Source organism: Streptomyces sp. BRA346, from assembly GCF_052851135.1.
In genome coordinates this window covers 31,571-56,243 of record NZ_JAIWIH010000037.1, presented here as the reverse complement: position 1 = coordinate 56,243, position 24,673 = coordinate 31,571, and the positions used below count along the sequence as shown (strand labels likewise).

Sequence of the window (24,673 nt, the reverse complement as noted above, 5' to 3'; positions counted from 1 at the left end):
CTTACCTGAAGCGGGTCACCGCCGAACTGCGCCAGACGCGCCGGAAGGTGGCGGAGCTGGAGTCGACGAGCCAGGAGCCGACGGGCCGGGAGCCGATCGCGATCGTGGGCATGGCGTGCCGCTTCCCCGGCGGCGTGTCCTCGCCCGAGGAGCTGTACCGGCTGGTGGCCGACGGCATCGACGCGGTGTCCGAGTTCCCGGTGAACCGCGGCTGGGACCTCGACGGGCTGTACGACCCCGACCCGGACCGGGCCGGTACGAGCTACACCCGGCACGGCGGGTTCCTGCACGACGCGGCCGACTTCGACGCGGCCTTCTTCGGGATGTCGCCCAAGGAGGCGCTGGCCACCGATCCGCAGCAGCGCCTGCTGCTCCAGTCGAGCTGGGAGGCGCTGGAGCGCGCCGGGATCGCCCCCGCGTCGCTGCGCGGCAGCCGCACCGGGGTCTTCACCGGGGTGATGTACGGCGACTACGGGTCGCGTCCGGAAGGCGCCGCCGAGGGCTTCGAGGGCCACCTGTTCACCGGCAGCCTGCCGAGCGTGGCGTCCGGCCGTGTGGCCTACACCCTCGGGCTGGAGGGTCCCGCGGTGTCCGTGGACACCGCGTGTTCCTCGTCGCTGGTGTCGCTCCACCTGGCGGCGCAGGCGCTGCGGTCCGGTGAGTGCGCACTGGCGCTGGCGGGCGGGGTGGCGGTGATGGCGACGCCGCGGACGTTCGTGGAGTACTCGCGTCAGCGCGCCCTGTCGCCCGACGGCCGGTGCAAGGCGTTCTCGGACGCGGCCGACGGCACGGGCTGGGCCGAGGGCGTGGGCATGGTGGTGCTGGAGCGGCTGTCGGACGCACGGCGCAACGGCCACCGCGTACTCGCCGTGCTGCGCGGCTCGGCGGTCAACCAGGACGGCGCCTCCAGCGGGCTTACGGCCCCCAACGGGCCGTCGCAGGAGCGGGTCATCCGGCAGGCGCTCGCCTCGGCCGGGCTGTCCCCCCAGGACGTGGACGCCGTCGAAGCGCACGGCACCGGCACGGTCCTCGGCGACCCCATCGAGGCGCAAGCGCTGCTGGCCACCTACGGACAGGGCCGTACGGAACCGCTCTGGCTCGGCTCCCTCAAGTCGAACATCGGCCACGCCCAAGCGGCCGCGGGCGTCGGCGGCGTCATCAAGATGGTGATGGCCATGCGCCACGGTGTGCTGCCGCGCACCTTGCACGCCGACGTGGCCTCGCGGCACGTGGACTGGTCGTCGGGCGCGGTCGGGCTGCTGACCGAGCGGCGGCAGTGGCCCCTCGGAGACCGGCCGCGCCGGGCCGGGGTGTCGGCGTTCGGCGCCAGTGGCACCAACGCCCACGTGATCATCGAAGAGCCGCCCGCCGCGGAAGCCGACGAGACCGGACCGGCGGTGGCGGCCCCGGTGCCGGTGGTGGTGTCGGGCGCGACGGAGACCGCACTGCGGGCCCAGGCGGCGCGGCTGCTGGAGCGGGCGGAGGCCGACCCGGACGTCACACCGGCGGACATCGGATACTCCACGGTCACGACCCGTTCGGCGCTGCACCACCGCGCCGTCGTCGTCGCCGAGGACCGTGCCGAACTCGCCGACGGACTGGCCGCCCTCGCCGCGGCCGAGCCGTCGCCGCGCGTGGCCGAGGGCTCCGTCGTCCCCGAGTCCGGTGTGGTGTGGGTGTTCCCGGGCCAGGGCTCGCAGTGGGCCGGGATGGCCCGCGAACTCCGGCTTTCCTCCCCGGAGTTCGCCGCGCGGCTGGACGAGTGCGAGCGGGCGCTGAGCGGTCTGGTCGACTGGTCGCTGGGGGAGGTCCTGGAGGACGAGGCGGCCCTGTCGCGGGTGGACGTGGTCCAGCCCGCGCTGTGGGCGGTCATGGTCTCGCTGGCCGAGGTGTGGCGTTCGGCGGGGCTCGTCCCGTCGGCCGTGGTGGGTCACTCCCAGGGCGAGATCGCTGCCGCGTGCGTGGCCGGCGCGCTGTCCCTGGAGGACGGCGCGCGGGTGTCCGCGCTGCGCGCCCGCGCGCTGCGGGCCCTCGCCGGTGGCGGCGGGATGCTGTCCATCGTGGCCTCCGAATCCTGGGTGCGGGAGCGGATCGAACCCTTCGGGACCCGGCTCTCGGTGGCGGCGGTCAACGGCCCCACCACCGTGGTCGTGTCCGGCGACCCGGACGCCCTGCGGGAGCTGGGCACCGTCCTGGCCGGGGCCGGGGTGATGCGGTGGAACGTCGCGGGAGTGGACTTCTCCGCGCACTCCGCGCAGGTGGAATCGCTGGAAGCCGAGCTGATGGACGTCCTGGCCACGATTCAGCCGCGCCCCTCGCAGGTGCCGTTCTACTCGACGGTGACGGCGGGCCCACTGGACGGCACCGAGCTGGACACCGCGTACTGGTACCGCAACCTGCGGGAGCCGGTGCGCTTCCAGGAGACCGTACGGGCCCTGTACACGGACGGGTTCGGGGTGTTCGTGGAGGTCAGCCCGCACCCCCTGCTCGGCATGGCCGTCCAGGACACGGTCGACGACACCTCCGGCCACGGCGTGGTGGTGGCGGACACCCTGCGCCGTGGGGAGGACGTGGTCCGGCGCTTCCTGCTGTCCATGGCCCGGCTGCACACCCACGGCCTCGCGGTGGACTGGACGCATGCCTTCGAGGGCACCGGCGCCCGCACCGTGGAACTGCCCACCTACGCCTTCGAGTACCGGCCGTACTGGCTCCGGACACCGGAACCGCTGGTGGGCCCCGTCGTCGAGCTGGCGGACGACGAGCGGACCGTGGTGACCGGCCGGCTGTCGCTGCGTACCCACCCGTGGCTGGCCGACCACCGCGTACGGGGCCGGGCCGTCGTACCGGGCACCGTCCTGCTGGAGATGGCGCTGCACGCGGGCCCGGTGGTGGACGAACTGACCCTGCGGGCGCCCGTGGTGGTGCCCGAGCGGGGCGAGGTCGAGATCCAGCTGCTGGTGGACCCCGCCGACGACAGCGGCCACCGGCCCCTGCGGCTGTACGCCCGCGCCCCCGAGTCCGACTGGCAGCTGCACGCCACCGGCGCGCTCGCCGATGACGCGGTAGCGCCTTCCGGGGACGCGGCGGATCTCGCCGCCTGGCCGCCTCCGGGCGCCGAGCCGGTGGACCTCGCCTCCTGGTACGAGGACCTGGACGCGCGGGGCCTGGAGTACGGGCCCGGCTTCCGGGGGCTGCGGGCCCTGTGGCGGCACGGCGGCGAACTGTTCGCCGAGGTGCGGCTGCCCGAGCCGGTCCGCCCCGCGCTGCTGGACGCCGCCCTGCACGCAGCCCTGGACCCGACCACCGACCCGGCACTGCCGTTCTCCTGGAGCGGCGTCCGGTGGTCGGCCCCGGAGACCGCAGTGGGGATGACCGGGCTGCGGGCGCGGATCACCCCGCTGGCGGACGGTGCTGTGGCACTGCGTATCGCCGATGCCACCGGCCACGGCGTCCTGTCGGCCGACGCGCTGACGCTGCGTCCGCTGGGCGACGCGCTCCAGGACGTTCCGGACGGCGAGGGCATCGCCGGGCTGTTCGAGCTGGGCTGGCACGCGGCGCGGCCGGACACCGCCGCCGACGCCGCGATCGGCATTGAGGGCGTCACGGTGCTGCGCTGCCCGTCCGCCGACGGCGATCCGCCCGAGCGGGTGCACACCGTGGTCTCCGGTGTGCTCGGGGATCTGCGAGCCTGGCTCGCCGACGCGGACACCGGTGAGGCGCGCCTGGTGGTGGCCACCGAGCGTGCCGTGGCGGCCGATGCCGTGACCGGTGCGGAGGTGGATGTGGCCACCGCCGCCGTGTGGGGCCTGGTCCGATCGGCGCAGACCGAGAACCCGGACCGGATCGTGCTGGTCGACACCGACGACATGGACGGTCTGCCCCGGCTGCTGCCGTCCCTGCTGGCCTCCGGCGAGCCCCAGATCCTGGTGCGCGGCGGCGACCGGTACGTGCCCGGCCTGGTGCGCGTGGAACCGCCCGCGGCGACGGCGGAACCGGCGTTTCCGGCCGACGGCACGGTGCTGATCACCGGCGCGTCGGGCACACTCGGCGGACTCGTGGCCCGTCATCTGGTGGCCGAACACGGAGTCCGCCACCTCGTGCTGGCCGCCCGCCGGGGAGCGCCGGAACTCGCAGACGAGCTGGCCGAAATGGGCGCGATGGCATCGTCCGTGGAGTGTGACGTCAGCGACCGCGACGCGCTCGCCGCCCTGCTCGCCGCCATTCCGCCGGACCGGCCGCTGCGCGCCGTGGTGCACGCCGCCGGAACCCTGGACGACGGTGTGATCGGCTCGTTGACACCGGAGCGGCTGCGTTCGGTGCTGGCGGCGAAGGCCGAAGGCGCTTGGCATCTGCACGAACTCACCCGCGGCCTGGACCTGTCGGCCTTCGTGCTGTTCTCCTCGCTGTCCGCCACGCTGGGCACCGCCGGGCAGGGCAACTACGCCGCCGCCAACGCCGTCCTCGACGCCCTGGCACACCAACGCCGTGGTCTGGGCCTGCCCGCGCTGGCCCTGGGCTGGGGCCTGTGGGCCGAGCGCAGCGCGCTGACCGGACGGCTGGACGAAACCGACCTCGCGCGCCTGACCGGTGCCGGTGTCCGGCCGCTGGCCACCGAAGAGGGCCTGGCGCTGTTCGACGCCGCCCTCGGCACGGACCGGGCGCAGCTGCTCCCGGCCCGCCTGGACCCGACGGCCCCGGACTCCACGGCCGACGGCACACCGCCCCTGCTCAGCACCCTCGCCCCGGCACGGCGCCGCCGCACGCCCGCCCCGCTCACCGCCGGTCCTCTCGCCACGGGTGGCACCACCCACGACGGGCCCGGCACCGGTGGTCTGCGGGCGATGTCCGAGGACGAGCGGGAACGCTTCGTCGAGCGGCTGGTGCTGCGCGAGACCGCCGCGGCGCTGGGACACGACTCCGACACCGGCATCGACCCCGACGCCGACTTCCAGCGCCTCGGTTTCACCTCACTGACCGCGCTGGAGGTACGTAACCGGCTGAGCGCCCGCACCCGGCTGCGGCTTCCCGCGACCCTGGTGTTCGAACACCGCACCCCGAGGGTGCTCACCGCCTTCCTCACCGGCAGGCTGCTCGACGCCGAACAGCCGTCCTCCGCCGTCCGGACCGCCGCACCGACGGCCGGGGGGACGGCCGAGGTGGCCGATGACGACCGTATTGCGGTCATCGGCGTCGCCGGCCGCTACCCGCTGGCCGGGACGGTCGGCGAGCTGTGGGACAACCTCGCCCGGGGCAGGCACTGCATCCGCGAGGTCCCCGCCGAACGCTGGGACGCCGACGCGCACTACGACCCGTCCGGCGTGCGGGGCGCCTACAGCAAGTGGGCAGGTTTCATCGACGACGTCGACGCGTTCGACCCGATGTTCTTCCACATCTCGCCCGCCGATGCCGAGGCCATGGACCCGCAGGAACGCCTGTTCCTCCAGACCGCGGCGGCGACCCTGGAGGACGCCGGCTATCCGGCGGCCACGCTCGCCGCGCAGGGACCCGTCGGTGTGTTCGCCGGTGTGATGAGCAACGACTACGCGTGGATGGGCGGCGAGGCCAGCGCGCTCGGTGTGCCGACCGACGCCCACTCCCGCCACTGGTCGGTCGCCAACCGGGTGTCGTCCTTCTTCGACTTCACCGGACCGAGCCTCGCGGTCGACACCGCGTGCTCGGCCTCGCTCACCGCCGTCCACCTGGCATGCCGCAGCATCCTGAGCGGGGAGTGCGCGGCGGCCCTCGCAGGCGGCGTCAACCTCATCCTGCACCCGCAGCACCTGCGCAGCCTGGCCCAGGCGGGGATGCTCTCCCACGACGACCGGCTCAAGGCGTTCGGCGCCGACGCGGACGGCTTCGTCGACGGCGAGGGCGTGGGCGCCGTCCTGCTCAAGCCGCTGGCCGCGGCGCTGGCCGACGGCGACCGGGTGCTCGGAGTGATCCGCGGATCGGCCATCAACGCGGGTGGCGACGCCGGTGGTTACACCGTGCCCAAGGCGTCCGCCCAGGCCGCGGTGATCCGCGGCGCATTGGACCGGGCCGGTGTCACGGCGCGGACCATCGGCTACGTGGAGGCACACGGCACCGGCACCCACCTCGGCGACCCGATCGAAATCGCGGGACTGACCGAGGTGTTCGGCGGGCCGGTGGACCCGGAGCGCCGGGCGGAAGGGCCGGCGGTGGCGCTCGGCTCGGTGAAGTCCAACATCGGCCACCTGGAGGCCGCGGCCGGTATCGCGGGTCTGACCAAGGTGCTGCTGCAATTCCGGCACGGAATGCTGGCGCCGTCGCTGCACGCGGACCGCCGCAACCCCGAAATCGACTTCGCGAGCACGCCGTTCGAGGTGCAGCGGACACTGCGGCCCTGGAGCCCGCTGGAGGACTCCGGCGCGGACGGCGCCCCGCAGCCGTCGCCACGGCGTGCCCTTGTCAGCTCTTTCGGCGCGGGCGGCGCCAATGCCTGTGTCGTTCTGGAGGAGTATCCGTTGGCCACCGAGTCCGAGCCGGAGCCGATCGACGAGCAGTCCGAACAGCTGCTGGTGCTCTCGGCCAGGACCGAGGAGCGGCTACGGGCTTACGCGGCGGACTTGGCCACCTTCCTGGGCGGCGGCCCCACCGCGTACGAGACGGCTGTGACCGGGGACGCCACGCAGGACGCCGGACGTCTGTGCCTCCGGCTGGCCGCGGAGATGGCGGGCGTGGCACCGGACTCCCTCGACCTCGCGACCGATCTGGTGGACTGCGGCTTCGGCGTGGCCGAGCGCGCCCACTACTACTCGCTGCTGGCGGAGGAGCTGGGCACCGAGCTGCCCCCGGCCGCCACGATGGCCGGGACCATCGGAGCGGTGGCGGACGCGGTGGCGGGCCTGATGCCGCACGGCGAGGAGACGGCGACCGGCAACGTGCCGGGGGGCGAGACCACCGCCAACCGGGGTCCGCGACTCGCCGATGTCGCCCACACTCTGCGATCGGGCCGTACCGCCTACGAGTTCCGGCTCGCCCTGACGGCCGCTTCGGTGTCCGAGGCCGCACGTCTGCTGGAGATGTACGCGGCGGGCCGGGACGAGGGCCGGCTCAGCACCGGGCGCACGGCCCGTATCCGGGTGTCGCTCTCCGAGGACGAGACCACCGCCCTGGAGGCCGCGCTGAGCCGGGGCGACCTCATGGCGGTGGCCGCGAGCTGGGTGGCCGGCGCCGAGGTGGACTGGTCCCGTATCACCCCCGTCGCAGCTCGCCGGATAGAGCTGCCGGGCTATCCGTTCGCCCGTAAACGCTGCTGGATCCCCCGGCCGCCCGGCGAGTCACCCGCCCCTGCGCCGGCGGCGGCCGGCCCGGAGCCCGCCGTCGCCCGGGTGCTCGCCGGGTACGCGGCGCTGGACGCGGCCTCGGTGTCCGGGGTGCTCGGCGTCTACCAGCGCATGGGTGTCTTCCAGCACCCGGGCGAGCGCCACCACGGTGGGGAACTGCGCGTCGGGCTCCGCATCCGGGACAAGTTCCAGCGGTTGCACGACGCGCTGCTGGACCTGCTGGCGGAGGCCGGGTTCCTGACCCGGGACGGTGACCACGTCATCACCACCGACGCGGTGGCCGGGGCACACCAGGCCGAGGGGGCGGACCGCTGGGAGGCCGAGTTCGAGCGGGTGGCGGACGCGTGCCCGGACATCGAGCCCACCGTCACCCTCAACCGCGAGTTCCTGCGGGCCTACCCACGGCTGCTGCGCGGCGAACTGGTGGGCACCGAGGTCATGTTCCCCGACTCCTCGATGGAGCTGGTGCAGGACCTCTACCGCGGCAACCCGCTCACCGACCACTTCAATGTGCTGGCCGCCGACACCGTGCGCCACTTCCTCCGCGCCCGGCTGCCGCAGCTTCCGGCCCACGAACACGTCCAGGTGGTCGAGCTGGGCGCCGGGACCGGTGCGACCAGCGAGCGGGTGCTGTCGGCGCTGGCCGCGCACTCCGGCCGGGTCGGCTTCACCTTCACCGACATCTCACCGCGCTTCCTGGAGCACGGACGCGAGCGGTTCGCCGCGGCCTACCCGTTCGCCGGGTTCCAACTGCTCAACCTGGAACGCGGACTCATCGAGCAGGGCTTCGTACCCGGTTCCGCCGATGTGGTCCTGGCCACCAACGTGGTGCACGCCACCAGGAATCTGCGGACCACCCTGCGCAAGGTCAGGGAACTGCTGAAGCCCGGTGGCCTGCTGGTGCTCAACGAGCTGACCGCCATCCGGCCGTACCTCACGGTCGGTGGCGGCGTGATGGAGGGGTGGTGGGCCTTCGAGGACAGCGAGCTGCGCATTCCGGGCTCACCGCTGGCCACGCCGCCCGCCTGGACCCGGCTGCTCCAGGAGGAGGGCTACGCACGGGTCAGGGTCCTCGGCGCGGAGGAGGGCGAATGGGGCCAGCGGCTGCTGGTCGCCGAGAGCGACGCCGCCGTGCCCGGCGGTCCGTCGGCGGAGCCCGCCGCCGAGGTGGCAGCCACGGGCTCGCGGCCGGATCCGGCCGACGGGATCGAGGACCGGCTGCGGGAGCTGTTGGAACGGGTTTTGAAGCTGGACGAGCGGATCGATCCGGATCGTCCGCTGGCGGACTACGGCTTCGACTCGCTGAGCGGACTGAAGATCGTGGCCGCGGTGGATGACGCGTTCGGTGTGCCCGTGCCGCTGGACGAGTTCTTCGAGCGCCCGACGCTACGGGAGTTGACGGCGCATCTGACGGCTGGCTGGCTCACCGCAGTGGTGGCACCTGCCGCGGCCGCCGACGTCGCCCCCATGACCCAGCCGTCCCCGGCGGCAGCCGGGGCGGCACCGGTCCTGCGCCCGCGCACCGATGCCGAACTGATCACCCACCCGCTGTCGGAGGGACAGCGCGCGCTGTGGGTGATCGAGCAGATCGCACCCGGCAACCACGCCTACAACCTCCCGCTCGCCTTCTGGCTCGACCGCGACGTCGATGTCCTCGCCCTGCGCGTCGTCCTCCAGGACGTCGTGGACCGGCACGACGCGCTGCGCTCGACCGTCCGTACCGGCGAGGACGGGCGGCCCTTCGTACGGATAGCCGCCGAACCCGAGCTGCCGTTCCAGCAGGTCTTCCTCACCTCGGACGACGAAGCGGACCTCCGCGACCGGATACGGGTGGACATGCGGCAGCCCTTCGAGCTGTCCCGGGGCCCGCTGGTGCGCGCCACGCTGTACACCCTCGGCGACGGCCGCCACGCGTTGCTGCTGACCGTGCACCACCTGGTGCTGGACGGGGTGTCCATCCCCCTGCTGCTGGACGACGTCGAGCGCGGTTACCGCACGGTCCGCCAAGGCCGTCCGTTGCCGGACAGCCGACCCACCCGCAGTTTCGCCGACTTCACGGCCCATCAGCGCGATCTCTTGGCCGGGCCCGAGGGAGAGCGCCTGCGCGCGTACTGGACGGACCGGCTGCGCGACCGCCGGACGACCGTCCCGCTGCCCCTGGACCGGCCGCGGCCGCCGGAGCCCGGTTTCCGGGGCGCGGTGGTGGAAGGACGACTGCCCGCGGCGGTGACCGAGCGGGCCCGGGACCTCGCCACCGCCGAGCGGACCTCGCTGTCCAGCGTCATGCTGGCTGCCTTCTTCGCCCTGCTGCACCGCTACAGCGACCAGGCCGACATCGCCGTCGGTACCCCGACGGCAAACCGTCCGGCCGAGGGCTACGACGATGTGCTCGGCTACTTCATGAACATGGTGGTCCTGGCCGAGCGCGTGGACGGGCAGGAGCCCTTCCACACGCTGGTACGCCGGGTGCACCGGACGGTGATGGACGCCCTGCGGCACGGCGCCTACCCGCTGATCACCCTCGCCGAGGAGCTGAGGCGCGAGCACCCCGCCGCCCATGACAGGCTCTTCGACGTCGCCTTCTACTTCCACAACTGGGCCCGCGACATGCGCAATGACGGCCTCGTCCGGGACCGCGTCGAGGGCGTGCACCAGGAGGGCGAGTTCGACCTCACCCTCGACCTGATCGACCACCCGGAGGGCTGCCGGTACACCCTGAAGTACAACCCCGACCTGTTCGACGCCGCCACGGTGGAGCGGATCGGCGACCACTTCGGCACCCTGCTCGCGTCCGCGGTCGGCGCCCCCGGGGCCGCGGTGGGCGAACTGGAGCTGCTGACCGAGGGCGAGCGTGCCATGCTGGCCCCGCCCGCCACCGCCGCGTACCCGGCCGACACCCTGGTGTGGGAGCTGGTGCGGCGCCAGGCCGAGGCACGCCCTGACGCGGTGGCGGTACGTTTCCGGGGCACGGAGCTGACCTACCGCCGGCTGCGGGAGCGGGTGGACGCGCTGGCCGCCCGTCTGGTCGCCGCGGGCGTCGGACGCGGCCGTACGGTCGGTGTCCTGCTGCCGCGTGACGCCGGACTGCCGGTGGCCCTGCTCGCCGTCCAGGCCGCCGGTGGCGCGTACGTACCGCTCGACCCGGCGTATCCCGCGCAGCGGCTCGCCTACATGGCCGAGGACGCCGGGCTGCACCTGCTCCTCACCCACTCCGCCGTCGAGGCCACCTGCGGTGACACGGCGCCCCGACTGCTCGTCGACGGCGACGGGCAGCCGCCCGCGGCCGCCTCGCCGGGCCCCGCGGGGCCGCTGGACACCGCGTACGTGCTGTACACCTCCGGCTCCACCGGCCGTCCCAAGGGCGTCCGCGTCCCGCACCGGGCACTGGTCAACTTCCTCTGGTCCATGCTCCGGGAACCCGGATTCGGGGCCGGGGACACACTGCTCGCCCTCACCACCGTCTGCTTCGACATCTCCGGTCTGGAGCTGTACCTCCCGCTGATCAGCGGCGGCACTGTCGAGATCGTGCCGACCGAGGTCGCCCAGGACGGACTGCTGCTGCGGGAGGAGGTCGAGCGCGGCACGGCCACGGTGATCCAGGCGACCCCGGCCACCTGGAAGATGCTGCTCGCCGCGGGCTGGCAGGGGAATCCGGACCTCAGGGTGTTCTGCGGTGGCGAGGCGCTGCCGTACGACACGGCGCAGGCGCTGCTCGCCGCCTGCCGCGAGGTGTGGAACCTTTACGGCCCCACCGAGACCACCATCTGGTCGGCGGTGAGCAGGCTGCGGCGCGGCGAGCCCGTCACCATCGGGACTCCGGTCGCCAATACCGGGCTGTACGTGCTCGACAGCGCGCGCAGGCCGGTGCCCACCGGTGTCGCTGGTGAGCTGTACATCGGCGGCGACGGCGTGGCCGATGGCTACCTCGGCCGCCCCGAGCTGACCGCCGAGCGCTTCCTGCCCGACCCCTTCGCGACCCGCCCGGACGCCACGATGTACCGCACGGGCGACCTGGTCCGCAGGCTGGCCGACGGGCGGATCGCCTACCTGGGCCGGATGGACGCCCAGGTGAAGGTGCGTGGCTTCCGGGTCGAACCGGAGGAGATCGAGTCGGCACTGCGGCGGCTGGAAGGCGTACGCGAGGCCGCGGTGGTGGCACATGGCCGCGGTGGCGGCGACAGCACGCTGCGGGCGTGCTACGTGCTCGACGACGGTGCCCCCGAACCGACCCGGGACCGGCTCGCCGCCTGGCTGCCATCCCATATGCTCCCCGACGCACTGATCCGGATGGCTTCCCTCCCGTACACGCTCAACGGCAAGGTCGACCGCACCGCGCTGGCCACACTGGCACCGGCCGACCTGCGGGCGCGCTTCGGCAACCCGGCGACCGAGCGGCCACCGCGGTCCGCCGAACCCGCCGCGGCCACGGGCCGCGTTGAGGCACTGATGTCCGAACTCGCCCTTGTCGTAGGCGAGTTGGCGGACGTACGACCCCAGGACATCGGTCCGGACACGCCGCTCGGCGAGGTCGGCATGAACTCGGTGCGCTTCACCGCGCTGAGCGCCGAACTGCGCAATGCGTACGGCATCGAGGTCCGTCCGACCCTCTTCTACCGCAAGGGCACGCTGTCCGCGCTGGCCGAGCACCTGTGGGAACACCACCCCGCCGAGCTGACCTCACGGTTCGGTGCCGCCGCGGAACGACCGGCGGCCGAGCCGCGGCCAGCCGGGCAACCGGCCGGGCCGCGGCCCGGCGGCGATGCCGCGATCATCGGCATGGCCGGGCGCCTGCCCGGCTCGGAGAACCTGGACGCGTTCTGGTCCCATCTGGCCGCCGGGCACGACCTGGTGGGCGAAGTGCCCGCCGGGCGCTGGGACTGGCGCGACCAGCCGTCCTCCCGCTGGGGCGGCTTCATCCCCGGCGCGGACCGCTTCGACGCCGCCTTCTTCGGCATCTCGCCGCGCGAGGCGGAGCTGATGGACCCCCAGCAGAGGCTGCTGCTGGAGGTGGTCTGGGCGGCCGTCGAGGACGCCGGTTACCGCCCGTCCGACCTCGCCGGACAGCGCGTCGGAGTGTTCATCGGGGTGGCCAACGCCGACTACCTGGAGGCCCAGCGGGCCGCCGGCCACGCCCCGCAGAGCCACACCGCCACCGGCGCGGCGCTGTCCGTCATCCCCAACCGGATCTCCTACCTGCTGGATCTGCGCGGCCCCAGCATGGCCGTGGACACGGCCTGCTCCAGTTCGCTCTCCGCCGTCCACCTGGCCTGCGCCGCGCTGCGCGACGGCACCTGCGACCTGGCCCTCGCGGGCGGCGTCAACCTCATCCTCACGCCGACGGTGTACGAGGTGCTGAGCCAGGGCGGGATGCTGAGCCCGGACGGCCGCTGCAAGACCTTCGACAGTCGGGCCGACGGCTACGTACGCGGCGAGGGCGTCGGCGCCGTGCTGCTCAAGCTGGACGACCGGGCCAGGCGCGATGGCGACGCCGTGCACGCCGTCATCCGGGCGGCCGCGGCGGGCCACGGCGGCCGTACGACATCGCTCACCGCACCCAGCCCGGACGCCCAGGCGGATCTGCTGGCCGAGGCGTACCGCACCGCCGGTGTGCCACTGGAGACGGTCGGCTACATCGAGACCCACGGCACCGGCACCGCGCTGGGCGACCCGATCGAGACCACCGGGCTGAGCACCGCCTTCCGCCGGCTGCGCGCGGAACAGGGCACCACCGCCGCGCCCGGCTGCGCCATCGGGTCGGTCAAGACGAACATCGGCCACCTGGAGGCCGCGGCCGGCATCGCCGGGCTGTTCAAGGTGGTGCTGGCCATGAGGCACGGCACCATCCCGGCCAGCCTCCACCTGCGTGAGCAGAACCCCTACCTGGAACTCGACGGCGGCCCGTTCGAGGTGGCTGCCACCGCCCGCCCCTGGCCGCGGCCGCGCGACGCGGCCGGACACGAGCTGCCGCGGCGCGCCGGTGTCAGCTCCTTCGGCTTCGGAGGGGCCAACGCGCACGTCGTAGTGGAGGAAGACCACATGCCGGACACCCGCGAGGACGGTGCGGTGCAGCAGCTGTTCGTCCTCTCCGCCCGCGACCCCGAGGCGCTGCGGCGCTCCGCGCGGCAACTCGCCGACCACCTGGCGGATCACGATGTCCGGCCGGGCGACCTGGCATACACCCTCCAGACCGGACGGGAGCCCATGGGCCACCGGCTCGCCGTGGTGGCGGACGGCACCGCGGGGCTGCGCGCGGAGCTGGTCGCGCACCTGTCCGGCCACCCCTCGGCGGTGCGCACCGGACAGGCCGAACGGGGCGCCGCCCCGCACCCGGCGGTCAGCGATACACCCGATGTGGCCACGGTCTCCCGCGCGTGGCTGTCCGGTGCCGACATCGACTGGCGGGCGCTGCACCGGGGCACCGCCCCGCGCCGGGTGCACCTGCCCACCTACCCGTTCGCCGCCACTCGCCACTGGTTCGCACCAGGGCCGTCCCCGGCGGTGGCACCCGGCCGGGCCGTCACCCCGCCGCATCCGGCCCTGCTGGACACCGCTGCCCCCACCGAGGGCGGCCCGGCCTTCTCCAAGACCCTCACCGGGCAAGAGTTCTTCCTGCACGACCACGTCGTCGGCGGCGAGCCTGTGCTGCCCGGCGTGGTGTACCTGGAGATGGCCCGGCTGGCCGGTGAACGCGCCCTGAGCGCACCGGTTCGCGGCGTCGACGGCCTGGTGTGGGCGAGCCCCATCCGGGTCCCCGCAGGCAGCGAGCACCGGGTGGTGGTCCGGCTGACCGGCGACAGCGGCACCTCCTTCGAGGTGCGCACCGCCGGTGACGACGTCACGGTGCACGCGCACGGCACGCTGCTGGTCGGCGAAGCCGGGGACCGTCCCGCCCGGATCGACCCGGCGGGCGTGCGGGCGCGCTGCACGGCCGTCCGGGCCGGTGCCGACTGCTACACGGCCTTCTCCCGGCTGGGCCTGGACTACGGTCCCAGTTTCCGGGTGATCGAAGAACTCGCGGTCGGCGAGCGCGAGGCGCTGGCGTCCTTGCGCCTGCCCGGGGCGCGCGTCGCGGACGCCGCTGACTACGTGTTCCACCCGTCGCTCCTGGACGCTGCCCTCCAGACGGCGGGCCGACTCGCGCCCGGCGCCGACGACCTGACCCGCCCGCTGCCGTATCTGCCCTTCTCCGTGGGATCGGTGCGGCTGTACGGCGAACTGCCCGAGCTGATGTACGCGTACGCCACCCCCTCGGCGCGCCCGGACACCGCCGGAACGCTCTGCTTCGACGTGGCGCTGCTGGACCGGGCGGGTGACGTGGTGCTCGCGATCGAGTCCTTCACGCTCCGCGCGGTGCCCGCGGGCCACATGGTGGCCGCGCGGGGCACGGCGGCCGCGGACGATGCGGTGGCTGCGTTCGAACCGGTCCGGGAGCCCGCGCCTCTCACCACGCGGCAGTGGCAGGGGACCGTTCTGGTGCTGGATGCCGGATCCCACGGCCCCGCTGTCGGCGCCGCCCTCACGGCAGCCGGTGCGACCGTCCAGCACATCGAGCTGACCGCCGGATTCGACGCCGGGGCGGCGGTCCGCGCCGGAGGGCAGGGACCCGGCCCCGTCCATGTAGTACATCTGGCGGGGGAGGACGCCGACCCCGGCAGCGCGGTCGAGCACGGCTTCCACGTGGCCTTGGCCTTCTGCCGGGAGTGGCAGCACGAGCGGCGCGACGCACTGCGCTACCTCTACGTCCACCGCGCTCCGGCCGTATCGCCCGCCCATCCGGCGATGGCCGCGTTCGCCCGCTCGGTGCGCAGCGAACACCCGTCCCTCGACTTCGGTGTCCTGGCCGTCGCGGACGGCTCGCTCGCCGAGGCGGTGGCCGGCGAACTCGGCGCCGAGGGCGGACCCGAGGTCCGGATCGACGCCACCGGGCGAACCCGCGGCTCCTGGCAACAGGTCAGCCTGCCCGCCGCCACCGGGTCCGCCTTCACGGGCTCGGGAGCCCACGTCATCACCGGCGGGACCGGGGCGCTGGGACTGCTGCTGGCCGAGCACATCGCCGCCGCACGGCGCGCCGCGGGAGTCACGGAGGGCGGCATCGTGCTCGCGTCGCGGACCGCTCCCGACCCCGGGACCGAGGCCCGCGCCCGGGCGATCGGCGCCCGCGTGGTCCAGGCCGACGGCTCCGACGCCGCGGCGGTCCACGCGCTGATCGCCGGGGCACGCCGGGAGCACGGTGCGGTGAGCGGGGTCCTGCACGCCGCCGGGGTGCTCAGGGACGCCCTGCTGCGCCACAAGTCCCGGGCGGATGCGGAGGAGGTGCTGGCCGCCAAGGTGCACGGGACCGCGCTGCTGGACGAGGCGACCCGCGAGGACGCGCTGGACTACTTCGTGACGTTCTCCTCCGCGGCGGCGGTGTTCGGCAACGTCGGCCAGACCGACTACGCCTTCGCCAACGCCTTCCTCGACCACTTCGCCGAGCGGCGCGAGGAACAGCGCCGCCGGGGCACGCGGCACGGCCGTACCCTCGCCGCCGCCTGGCCGCTGTGGGCCGACGGCGGTATGCGCGTCGACAGCAGTGGGCAGGAGCACGCGGCCCGGGTGCTCGGCATGCGTCCGCTGCGCACCCGCCCGGCGCTGGACGCGCTGGAGCGGGCCCTGGCCGGGACCGCGCCGAGGCTGCTGCTCGCGGCGGGCGACCCGGCCCGGATCCTGACCGCCCTGCGCGGCGAGGAGAAGACGAAGCACACGACGAACCCCACCGCGCCAGGGGCCCAGGCGGCCGAGGTGGCGGATACGACGGATGTACGGGCCCGGGCCGAGCGCCTGGTGCTCCGGATCATGGCGGAGGAGCTGAAGCTGCCGGAGGCGGAGATCGCTGTCACCGAGACCTTCGACCAGTACGGGGTGGACTCACTGATCACGCTGAGCGTGACCCGGCGGCTGGAGGAGCACGTCGGCCCGCTGTCGAAGACCCTGCTGTTCGAGTACGTGACGGTCCGCGAACTGGCGGACCACCTGGCCGGAGCACACCCGGAGGCGCTGGCCACACGGCATCCCGCCACCGCCGGCCCCGCCACCGCCGGTCCCGCCACCGCCGGTCCCGCCACCGCCGGTCCCGCCGCCGTTGGAGCTGTCGCCACCGAGGCCGCCCCCGCCGAGCCCACCACCGCACACACCACCCCCCGCGGCGAAGACATCGCGATCATCGGCGTCGCGGGCCGGTATCCGCAGGCGGACGACGTGGACGAGTTCTGGCGCAACCTGCGCGAGGGCCGGGACTGCGTCGAGGAGATCCCGTCCGAGCGGTGGAACAACGACCTGTTCCACGACGCCGACACCTCGCGGACCGGCAAGACGTACGGCAGGTGGGGCGGCTTCATCCGGGGCGCCGACCGCTTCGACCCGATGTTCTTCCGGATGTCACACATCGAGGCCGAGCACACCGACCCCCAGGAGCGGGTGTTCCTGGAGACCGTCTGGCATCTCCTGGAGGACGCCGGCGTCACCCGGGAGGGGCTGCGGGGCTTCCGCACCGGAGTGTTCGTGGGCATGATGTACGGCCAGTACCAGCTCTACGGTGTCCAGGAGGCGCTGCGCGGCGAGGGCCTGCCCCCGCACTCCTCGTTCGCCTCGGTCGCCAACCGAGTGTCGTACTTCTTCGACTTCACCGGGCCCAGCGTCGCCGTGGACACGATGTGCTCCTCCGCGCTGGTCACCATCCACCAGGCGTGTCAGGCCATCCGCGACGGTGACTGCGATGTGGCGGTCGCCGGTGGCGTCAACATCACCAGCCACCCGGCGAAGTACCTGCAATTGGCGTGGCGTGGCTTCCTCGCCGAGGACGGCCGCTGCCGCAGCTTCGGCGAGGGCGGCACCGGATACGTCCCGGCCGAGGGTTCCGGCGCGGTCCTGCTCAAGCGGCTCGACGCAGCGCTGGCCGACGGCGACCGGATCCTGGCGGTGGTCAAGGCGTCCGCGGTCAACCACGGCGGCACGGGGCGCGGCTTCAACGTCCCCAGCCCCAGAGCGCAGGGAGATCTGGTGCGGGCCGCGCTCGACCGTGCCGGGATGCGCCCGGCGGACCTGGACTACGTGGAGGCACACGGCACAGGTACGGCGCTCGGCGACCCGGTCGAGGTGACCGGCATGATGCGGGCCTTCGGGGACGACATGCCGGAGCGACTGCCGATCGGCTCGGTCAAGTCCGCCATCGGGCACGCCGAGTCGGCGGCCGGCATCGCGGCCGTCACCAAGGTGCTGTTGCAGATGCGCCACGGTGAGCTGGTTCCCACCCTGCACGCGGACCCGCTCAACCCGAACATCGACTTCGCGGCCACCCCGTTCGAGGTCCAGCGCGCCCTCGCGCCCTGGCCGCGCCGTCCGCTCGCCGACGGCACCACGAGACCGAGGACCGCGGGCGTCAGCTCCTTCGGTGCGGGTGGCACCAACGCGCACATCATCCTCCAGGAGTACCCTGCCGTCGCGCTTCCACCGGCCCGCCCGGCCGGTCCGCACCTGGCGGTCCTCTCGGCCCGGGAGCCCGATCGGCTGGCCGAACAGGCCCGCCGCCTGGCGGCACACCTGCGCGCCGAGGGCTCCGGCGCGGCCCCGCAGGAAGTCGCCTGGACGCTACAGTCGGGACGCGAGGCCATGGCGCACCGGCTGGCGGTGCGCTTCGACGACCTTCCGCAACTCGCCACCCGGCTGGAGGAGTTCGCGGCCGGGGGTGAACCGGCCGACTGCTGGACCGGAACAGTCGACCCCCGTAAACCGGCCGACGACGCGACGCCGTCGACCGATCCGGCGGCCTGCGCGGCCGCCTGGGCCGCGGGACGGCGGGTCGACTGGGCGGCCCTGCACGGCGAAGCACGGCCCGGCCGGGTGCCCCTGCCCGGTTATCCGTTCGGCGGTGGCCGGGTCTGGCTGGCGGCGGCCGACGCCGAACTGGCGGCCCTCGAAACCGGCCCCACCGCCGGGGAACTGCTGCTGACCAGGCACTGGATGCCCGCCGAACCCGCGCGGCGGACCATGCCGCCAGGCAGGACCGCCATCCTGGCCGTACCGGGGACCGAGGGCCCGGCCGCCCGGCTGGCCGCCACCCTGCCGACCGCGGAAATCCTCACCCGCGAACGACTCCGAGCCGACCTCGACGCCACGGACACCCGCTGGGACCGCTACGACGCAGTGGTCGACCTGGCGGGCTGCGCACCGGCCGGGGAGCCCGTCGACCGCTCCGTACTGCACACCTGGCTGGGCTGGTTGCAGCGAGTGGTGGACGGGGGCGGGCGCGGGCTGAGCGCCTTGCTCGTCTCCCGGGGTACGACACCGGCCCCTGCGGGCGCGGCCCGGACCGGGCTCTACCGGATGCTGCAGAGCGAGTACCGCCATCTGCGCTCCCGCCACCTCGACCTCGGGCAGGCCGACGACGAGCAGCTGTGCCGGTGGGTGGCCGATGAACTCGGCGCCGGGGATGAGCCGCCCGAGGTCGCCTATCGCGACGGGATCCGCCACCGTACGGTGCTCCGCGAACTTCCGGACCATACGGGTGGGCCCGTACGGTTCCCGGCCGGACACGTGCTCTGGGTGACCGGTGGCACCCGTGGCATCGGACTGCTGACCGCGCGCCACTTCGTCGCCCGGTACGGCGTCCGCAAGCTCGTCCTCACCGGCCGTGAGGAGCTGCCGCCCCGGGCGGACTGGGCAGCGCACATCGCCGAAGGCGGCGTGCTCGGCCGCAAGCTGCGCCCCCTGGCGGAGCTTGCGGACCAGGGTGTGGAGCTGGAGGTCCTGTCCGTCCCGCTGGACGACCGGCAGGCCATCGCCACGGCACTGGCGGGCGTCACCCGCAGGCTTGGCCCGGCCGGCGGGTTGATCCACAGCGCGGGCGTCACCGACACCGCCAACCCCGCCTTCGTTCGCAAGCCGCGCACGGGCATCGAGCAGGTGATCGGCCCCAAGGTCTTCGGCCTGGACACCCTCGTGGAGTGCTTCCGCGACCAGCCACTTGCCCTGTTCGTGCTCTACTCCTCAGTCGCCGCCGCCGTACCCGCACTGGCCGTCGGGCAGAGCGACTACGCGATGGCGAACGCCTACCTGGACGCGGTCGCCGAGGCGCGCCCGCACGGGCTGCCGCTGGTGAGCGTGCAGTGGCCGAGCTGGAAGGACACCGGCATGGGGGAGGCACGCAGCGCCGCCTACCGGGCCTCCGGGCTGGCCACGCTGCCGGACGAGCAGGGGCTCGCGCTGCTGGACCGGGCGCTCGCCAGTGGCGCCCGCGTGGTCATGCCCGCGGTGGTGCGTCCGGACGCCGACTGGCAGCCCGAGCGGCTGACCGGCCGCCACCTGGCGCCCGCCCCCGTACGGACCGAGGCCCCGGCAGCCCCACCGGAGCCGTCCGGGGCGCACCCAGGAACGGCCGAAGGAGCCGCCCAAGGAGCGGTCCGGGCCGCGATGGACGCCGCGGCCTCATGGCTGCTCGACCAGCTGGCGGTGGAGTTGCGGTTCGACCGCGCCCGGCTCAGTGGCGATGTCCCGGTGCACGACTACGGCATCGACTCGATCCTGGTCACCCAGCTCGTACAGACCCTGGCCAAGCAGCTGGACGTGTCGATCGACCCGTCGGCGCTGCTGGAGCATCCGACCGCCGACGGCTTCGCGGCCCATCTCGCCCGGGAACACCGGGACGAGCTCGTCGCCCGCTTCGGCGGCGCCCCGTCCGATGCGCCGCTGCCCGCGGCATCCGTGGCACAGAAGGAGGCCGTCGCCGATCCCGTATCAGCCGTGTCCGTGTCCGCCGAGCCGGTACCCGCCGGTGCGGACATCGCCGTGGTCGGCCTGTCCTGCCTATTCCCCGGCGCCGGTTCCGCGGGGGAGTACTGGGAGCTGCTGCGCGAGGGCCGCTCCGCCCTGCGGCCCGTACCCGAGGGGCGCTTCGGCGGGTCGGCCGGTCACCTCGCGGGGCTGCTGCCCGATGTGCTCGGCTTCGACCCGGAGGCATTTCTGCTGTCCGAGGCGGACGTCGCCGCCATGGACCCGCAGGCGCTGCTGCTGCTCGAGCAGGTCAACAGCGCGGTGCACGACGCCGGTTACCGGCCCGCCGAGCTGAAGGGACGCCGGGTCGGTGTGTACGTCGGCGCCCGGTCGGGCTGGGCCCCGGACGACATCCGGCTGGGCCAGGCGAAGAACCCGGTGATGGCCACCGGACAGAACTACCTCTCCGCGAACGTGTCGCAGTTCTTCGACTTCCGCGGGCCCAGCATGGTGGTCGACACCGCCTGCTCCTCCGCCCTGGTGGCGATGGACATGGCGGTACGGGCCCTGCGGGCCGGCGACATCGAATCGGCGGTGGTCGCCGGGGTGAGCCTGCTCATGGACGGGCGGGCGCACGAGGTCTTCGCCCGGCGGGGACTGCTGAACCCGGGCTCCGAGTTCCACCTGTTCGACCGCAGGGCGGCCGGACTCGTCCTCGGCGAGGGAGCCGGTGCCGTCCTCCTCAAACCGCTGGCCCGGGCGCAGTCCGACGGGGACCGGGTGCTCGCCGTCCTCAAGGGCATCGCGGTCAACAACGACGGCCGCACCGCGGGCCCGGCCACCCCGAATCCGCAGGCGCAGAAGGAGGTGATGGCCCAGGCGCTGGCGCACAGCGGCCACTTCCCCGGGGACATCGGCTGGGTGGAGGCCAACGGATCCGGCTCGACCGTCACCGACCTGCTCGAACTCAAGGCGATCCAGGCGGTCTACCGGTCCGGTTCCGCACAGCCGGTGGCGCTCGGCTCCGTCAAGCCGAACATCGGACACCCGCTGGCCGCCGAGGGGATCGCCGCGTTCATCAAGGTCGTGCTGATGCTGCGGCACCAGGAGCAGGTGCCGTTCCGCTCCGGGCAGGAACCGCCGGCCCACTTCGACCTGGCCGCCTCGCCGCTGTACTTTCCGAGGGAGCCCCGGCCATGGCCGGGGACGGCGGGCATCGCCGCGCTCAACTGCTTCGCCGACGGTGGCACCAACGCACACCTGCTGGTCGGTCCCGCGCCCGTAGGCCACCACCCGGCCAGGCGGCCGCTGCCGGAGGCCGCGCTGAACCGGCGGGTCGTCATCAGGGGCGCCGCCGCACCCGCCGCCCCGGCCGGGGGCCTGTTCTGGGACACCTACCGATGAGCGGCACGGCGGCGGACCGCGCCCGTCCCGGCCGGGCTCCGGAAGGCCCGCTGCCCGTGGTGTTCATGTTCTCCGGTCAGGGCTCGCAGTACTTCGGGATGGGCAAGGAGCTGTACGACGAGAACGAGGTGTTCCGTACGGAGCTGAGACGCTACGACGCCGTGGTCGCCGAGGAGCTGGGCGAGTCGGTGCTCGCCCGGATCTTCGACCCTGAGCAGCCGAGGTACCACCCCTTCGTCGACACCCGGATCACCCACCCGGGCATCGTCATGATCGAGATCGCGCTGGCGGACACTCTCCGGGCGGCGGGCATCGAGCCCGACCAGCTGCTCGGAGCCAGCCTCGGCGAGTACGCGGCGGCCGTCGTCGCGGGCAGCCTCGACCCGTCCGACTGCCTGCGGGTGCTGGTCCGGCAGGCCGACGCGCTGCGCACGACCCCCCGCGGCGGCATGCTCGCCGTGTTCGGCGACCCCGGGCTGATGGAGTCGGTGCCGGGCCTCGACGCGTGTGAGATCGCCGCCCGCAACTACCCGGGCAGCTTCGTGGTCGCGGGCGCGGAGATCGCGCTGACCCGCGCCGAAGCCGGACTTCGCGCCCGGAACGTGGTGCACCTGCGGCTGCCCGTCGAATACGCCTTCCACTCCCGGCTGATGGACGGGGCGGTGCAGGAGAGCCGGCGGAGCTTCGACGGAGTGGCCTTCGCGCCTCCGCGCATCCCCTGGGTGTCCTGTGTGGACGGCGCACCGGTGGAGCGGCCCACCACGGAGCACTTCCAGTGCGCCGCGCGCCGGCCGATCGAGTTCGAGCGCGCCATGGCGTGGTTCCAGGAGCGCGGCGACTTCCTCTACCTGGACCTGGGCCCCTCGGGCACCCTGCACAACTTCCTGCGCGCCGTCCTCCCCAAGGACACCCGCTCCACCTCGCTGCCGCTCCTCAGCCCGTTCGCCAAGGACACCGACCTCTTCGGGACGGCCCGGGCACACGCCGCCCCGAAGACACCAAGGAAGGCACACGCCATGAAGGTCTACGGATTCCCTGGTCAGGGGGCGCAGCGGCGGGGGATGGGCGCGGGCCTGTTCGAGGAGTTTCCCGAACACACCGCGATCGCGGACCGCGTGCTCGGCTACTCCATCCGGGAGCTGTGCGTGAGCGATCCGGAGCGCCGCCTGAGGCACACCGAGTTCACCCAGCCCGCGCTGTACGTGGTCGGCGCGCTGTCGTACCTGCGGCGCGCCGACCAGGACCCGGTGCCGCCCGACGTTCTGATCGGGCACAGTCTGGGCGAGTACGTGGCGCTCTTCGCGTCCGGGGCCTTCGACTTCGAAACCGGGCTGCGACTGGTGCGGCGGCGCGGCGAGCTGATGGCCGCCGCCGGTGGCGGGGGGATGGCGGCGGTGGTCGGCACCGACGAGCCGACCGTGACCCGTACGCTCGCCGAACCCGGCCTCGACGGCCTGGACCTGGCCAACCACAACGCCATGGACCAGTTCGTCATCTCCGGCCCGGGCGAGCAGATCGATGCGGCGTGCGCGGCCCTGGAGGCCACCGGTGCCAGAACAGTGCGGCTCAACGTCAGCGCGCCGCTGCACTCCCGCTACATGCGCGGGGCGGCCGAGGAGTTCGCCGCCTTCCTGGCCGGGTTCGACCTGCGCGCCCCGGCGATTCCCGTGCTGGCCAACGTGGACGCCATGCCGTACACGTACGACACGTTCAAGGAGCGGCTGGCGGCCCAGATCGCCTCCCCGGTCCGGTGGACCGAGACCGTGCACACCCTGATGCGGCAGGGCGACTTCGACTTCGTCGAGCTGGGCCCCGGACAGGTGCTCACCAAACTGGTCCGACGCATCAAGGCGGCCGGTGAGCCGGCTCCGGCCCTCCCCACGGCCACGCAAGCGGCGGCGGTGGCCGATCCTGTTACGCCCGCTGTGCACGCCGACGCACTCGGCGCCCGGAGCTTCCGCGAACGGTACGGGCTGCGGCGCGCCTATCTGGTGGGCTCGATGTACGGAGGTGTCTCCGGAACCCACCTGGTGCGCTCGGCGGCGAAGGCGGGCCTGCTCGGCTTCCTCGGTGTCGGTGGCCTTTCCGCCGACGAGACGGAACGGCAACTGCGCGATGCCGTAGACGAGTTGGGGCCCGGCGGTGCCTTCGGGGTCAACTTCCTGTACCGGTACGGGGCAACCGAGCAGGAGGCCGTGTTGGTCGACGCGCTACTGCGGCACGGGATCGACCTGGTCGAGGCATCCGGCTTCCCGCTGATCACCGAGCAGTTGGTGCGTTTCCGGCTCAAGGGCGGCCGGATCCTGGCCAAGGTGTCCAGGACCGATGCCGCCGCCGCGTTCCTGGCGCCACCGCCCGAACCGCTGGTCGCCCGGCTGCTCGCGGCGGGCGCCGTGACCGAGGCCGAGGCCCGGGCCGCTGCGGACCGCCCGATGGCGGACGACCTGTGCGTCGAAGCGGAAGGCGGCTGGCTGAGTGGCACGGCCGATCTGCTGTCGCTGCTCCCCGCGACGCTGCGGCTGCGGGACTGGTCGGCCCTGCCCGGCCACCGGGTGCACATCGGATGCGCCGGTGGCATCGGCACCCCGGAGGCGGTCGCGGCGGCGTTTCTGATGGGCGCCGAATTCGTGCTGACCGGTTCGGTCAACCAGTGCGCGGTGGAGGCGGCCACCAGTGACCAGGTGAAGGAGATCCTTCAGGAGCTGCACGAGTACGACGTGGCCGCCGCGCCCTGGGGCGAACTGTTCGAACTCGGCGTCCAGGCCCGCTATGTGAAGCGCGGGCTGCTCTTCCCCGCCCGGGCGTCCCGGCTCCATGAACTCTGGCGCCGCCACGGCTCCCTGACCGAGATCGACGACGACACCAGGACCCAGGTGTTCCACCGCTACCTGGGTGCGGAGGCGTCCTCCCCTCCTCCGGCCCCCGGCACGGAGCCCAAGGCGGCCCTGGCGGCCCTGTTCCGCACGTACTTCGCCCGTGGCCTGCGCCTCGCGCTGACCGGCGATCAGCGGTCCAGGGTCGACTACCTCATCCACTGCGGCCCGTCGATGGGCGCGTTCAACCAGGCGGTCGCCGGGACCCCGCTGGAACACCGGCGGGCCCGCACGGTCGAGGCCATCGCCGACACCCTCATGGAGGGCGCGGCCGAGCACGTCAACGGCCGGCTGCGCAGTCTCCAGACGCAATAGACCCATGCCCACACATCCGGAACAGGA

The 24,673-nt window shown here is 73.6% G+C and carries 1 protein-coding gene and 1 pseudogene; both read left to right on the top strand.

Features of this window, described 5'->3' with window-relative positions:
• Window positions 1-8: 8 nt before the first annotated feature.
• Window positions 9-21,458: pseudogene (locus LCH29_RS34325) on the top strand (amino acid adenylation domain-containing protein); the annotation flags it as partial.
• Window positions 21,455-24,646, top strand: a complete 3,192-nt coding sequence (gene fabD, locus LCH29_RS34320) for an ACP S-malonyltransferase (protein WP_446465597.1) — start codon at window positions 21,455-21,457, stop codon at window positions 24,644-24,646. The pseudogene LCH29_RS34325 and the gene fabD, both read left to right, overlap by 4 nt.
• Window positions 24,647-24,673: the final 27 nt, after the last annotated feature.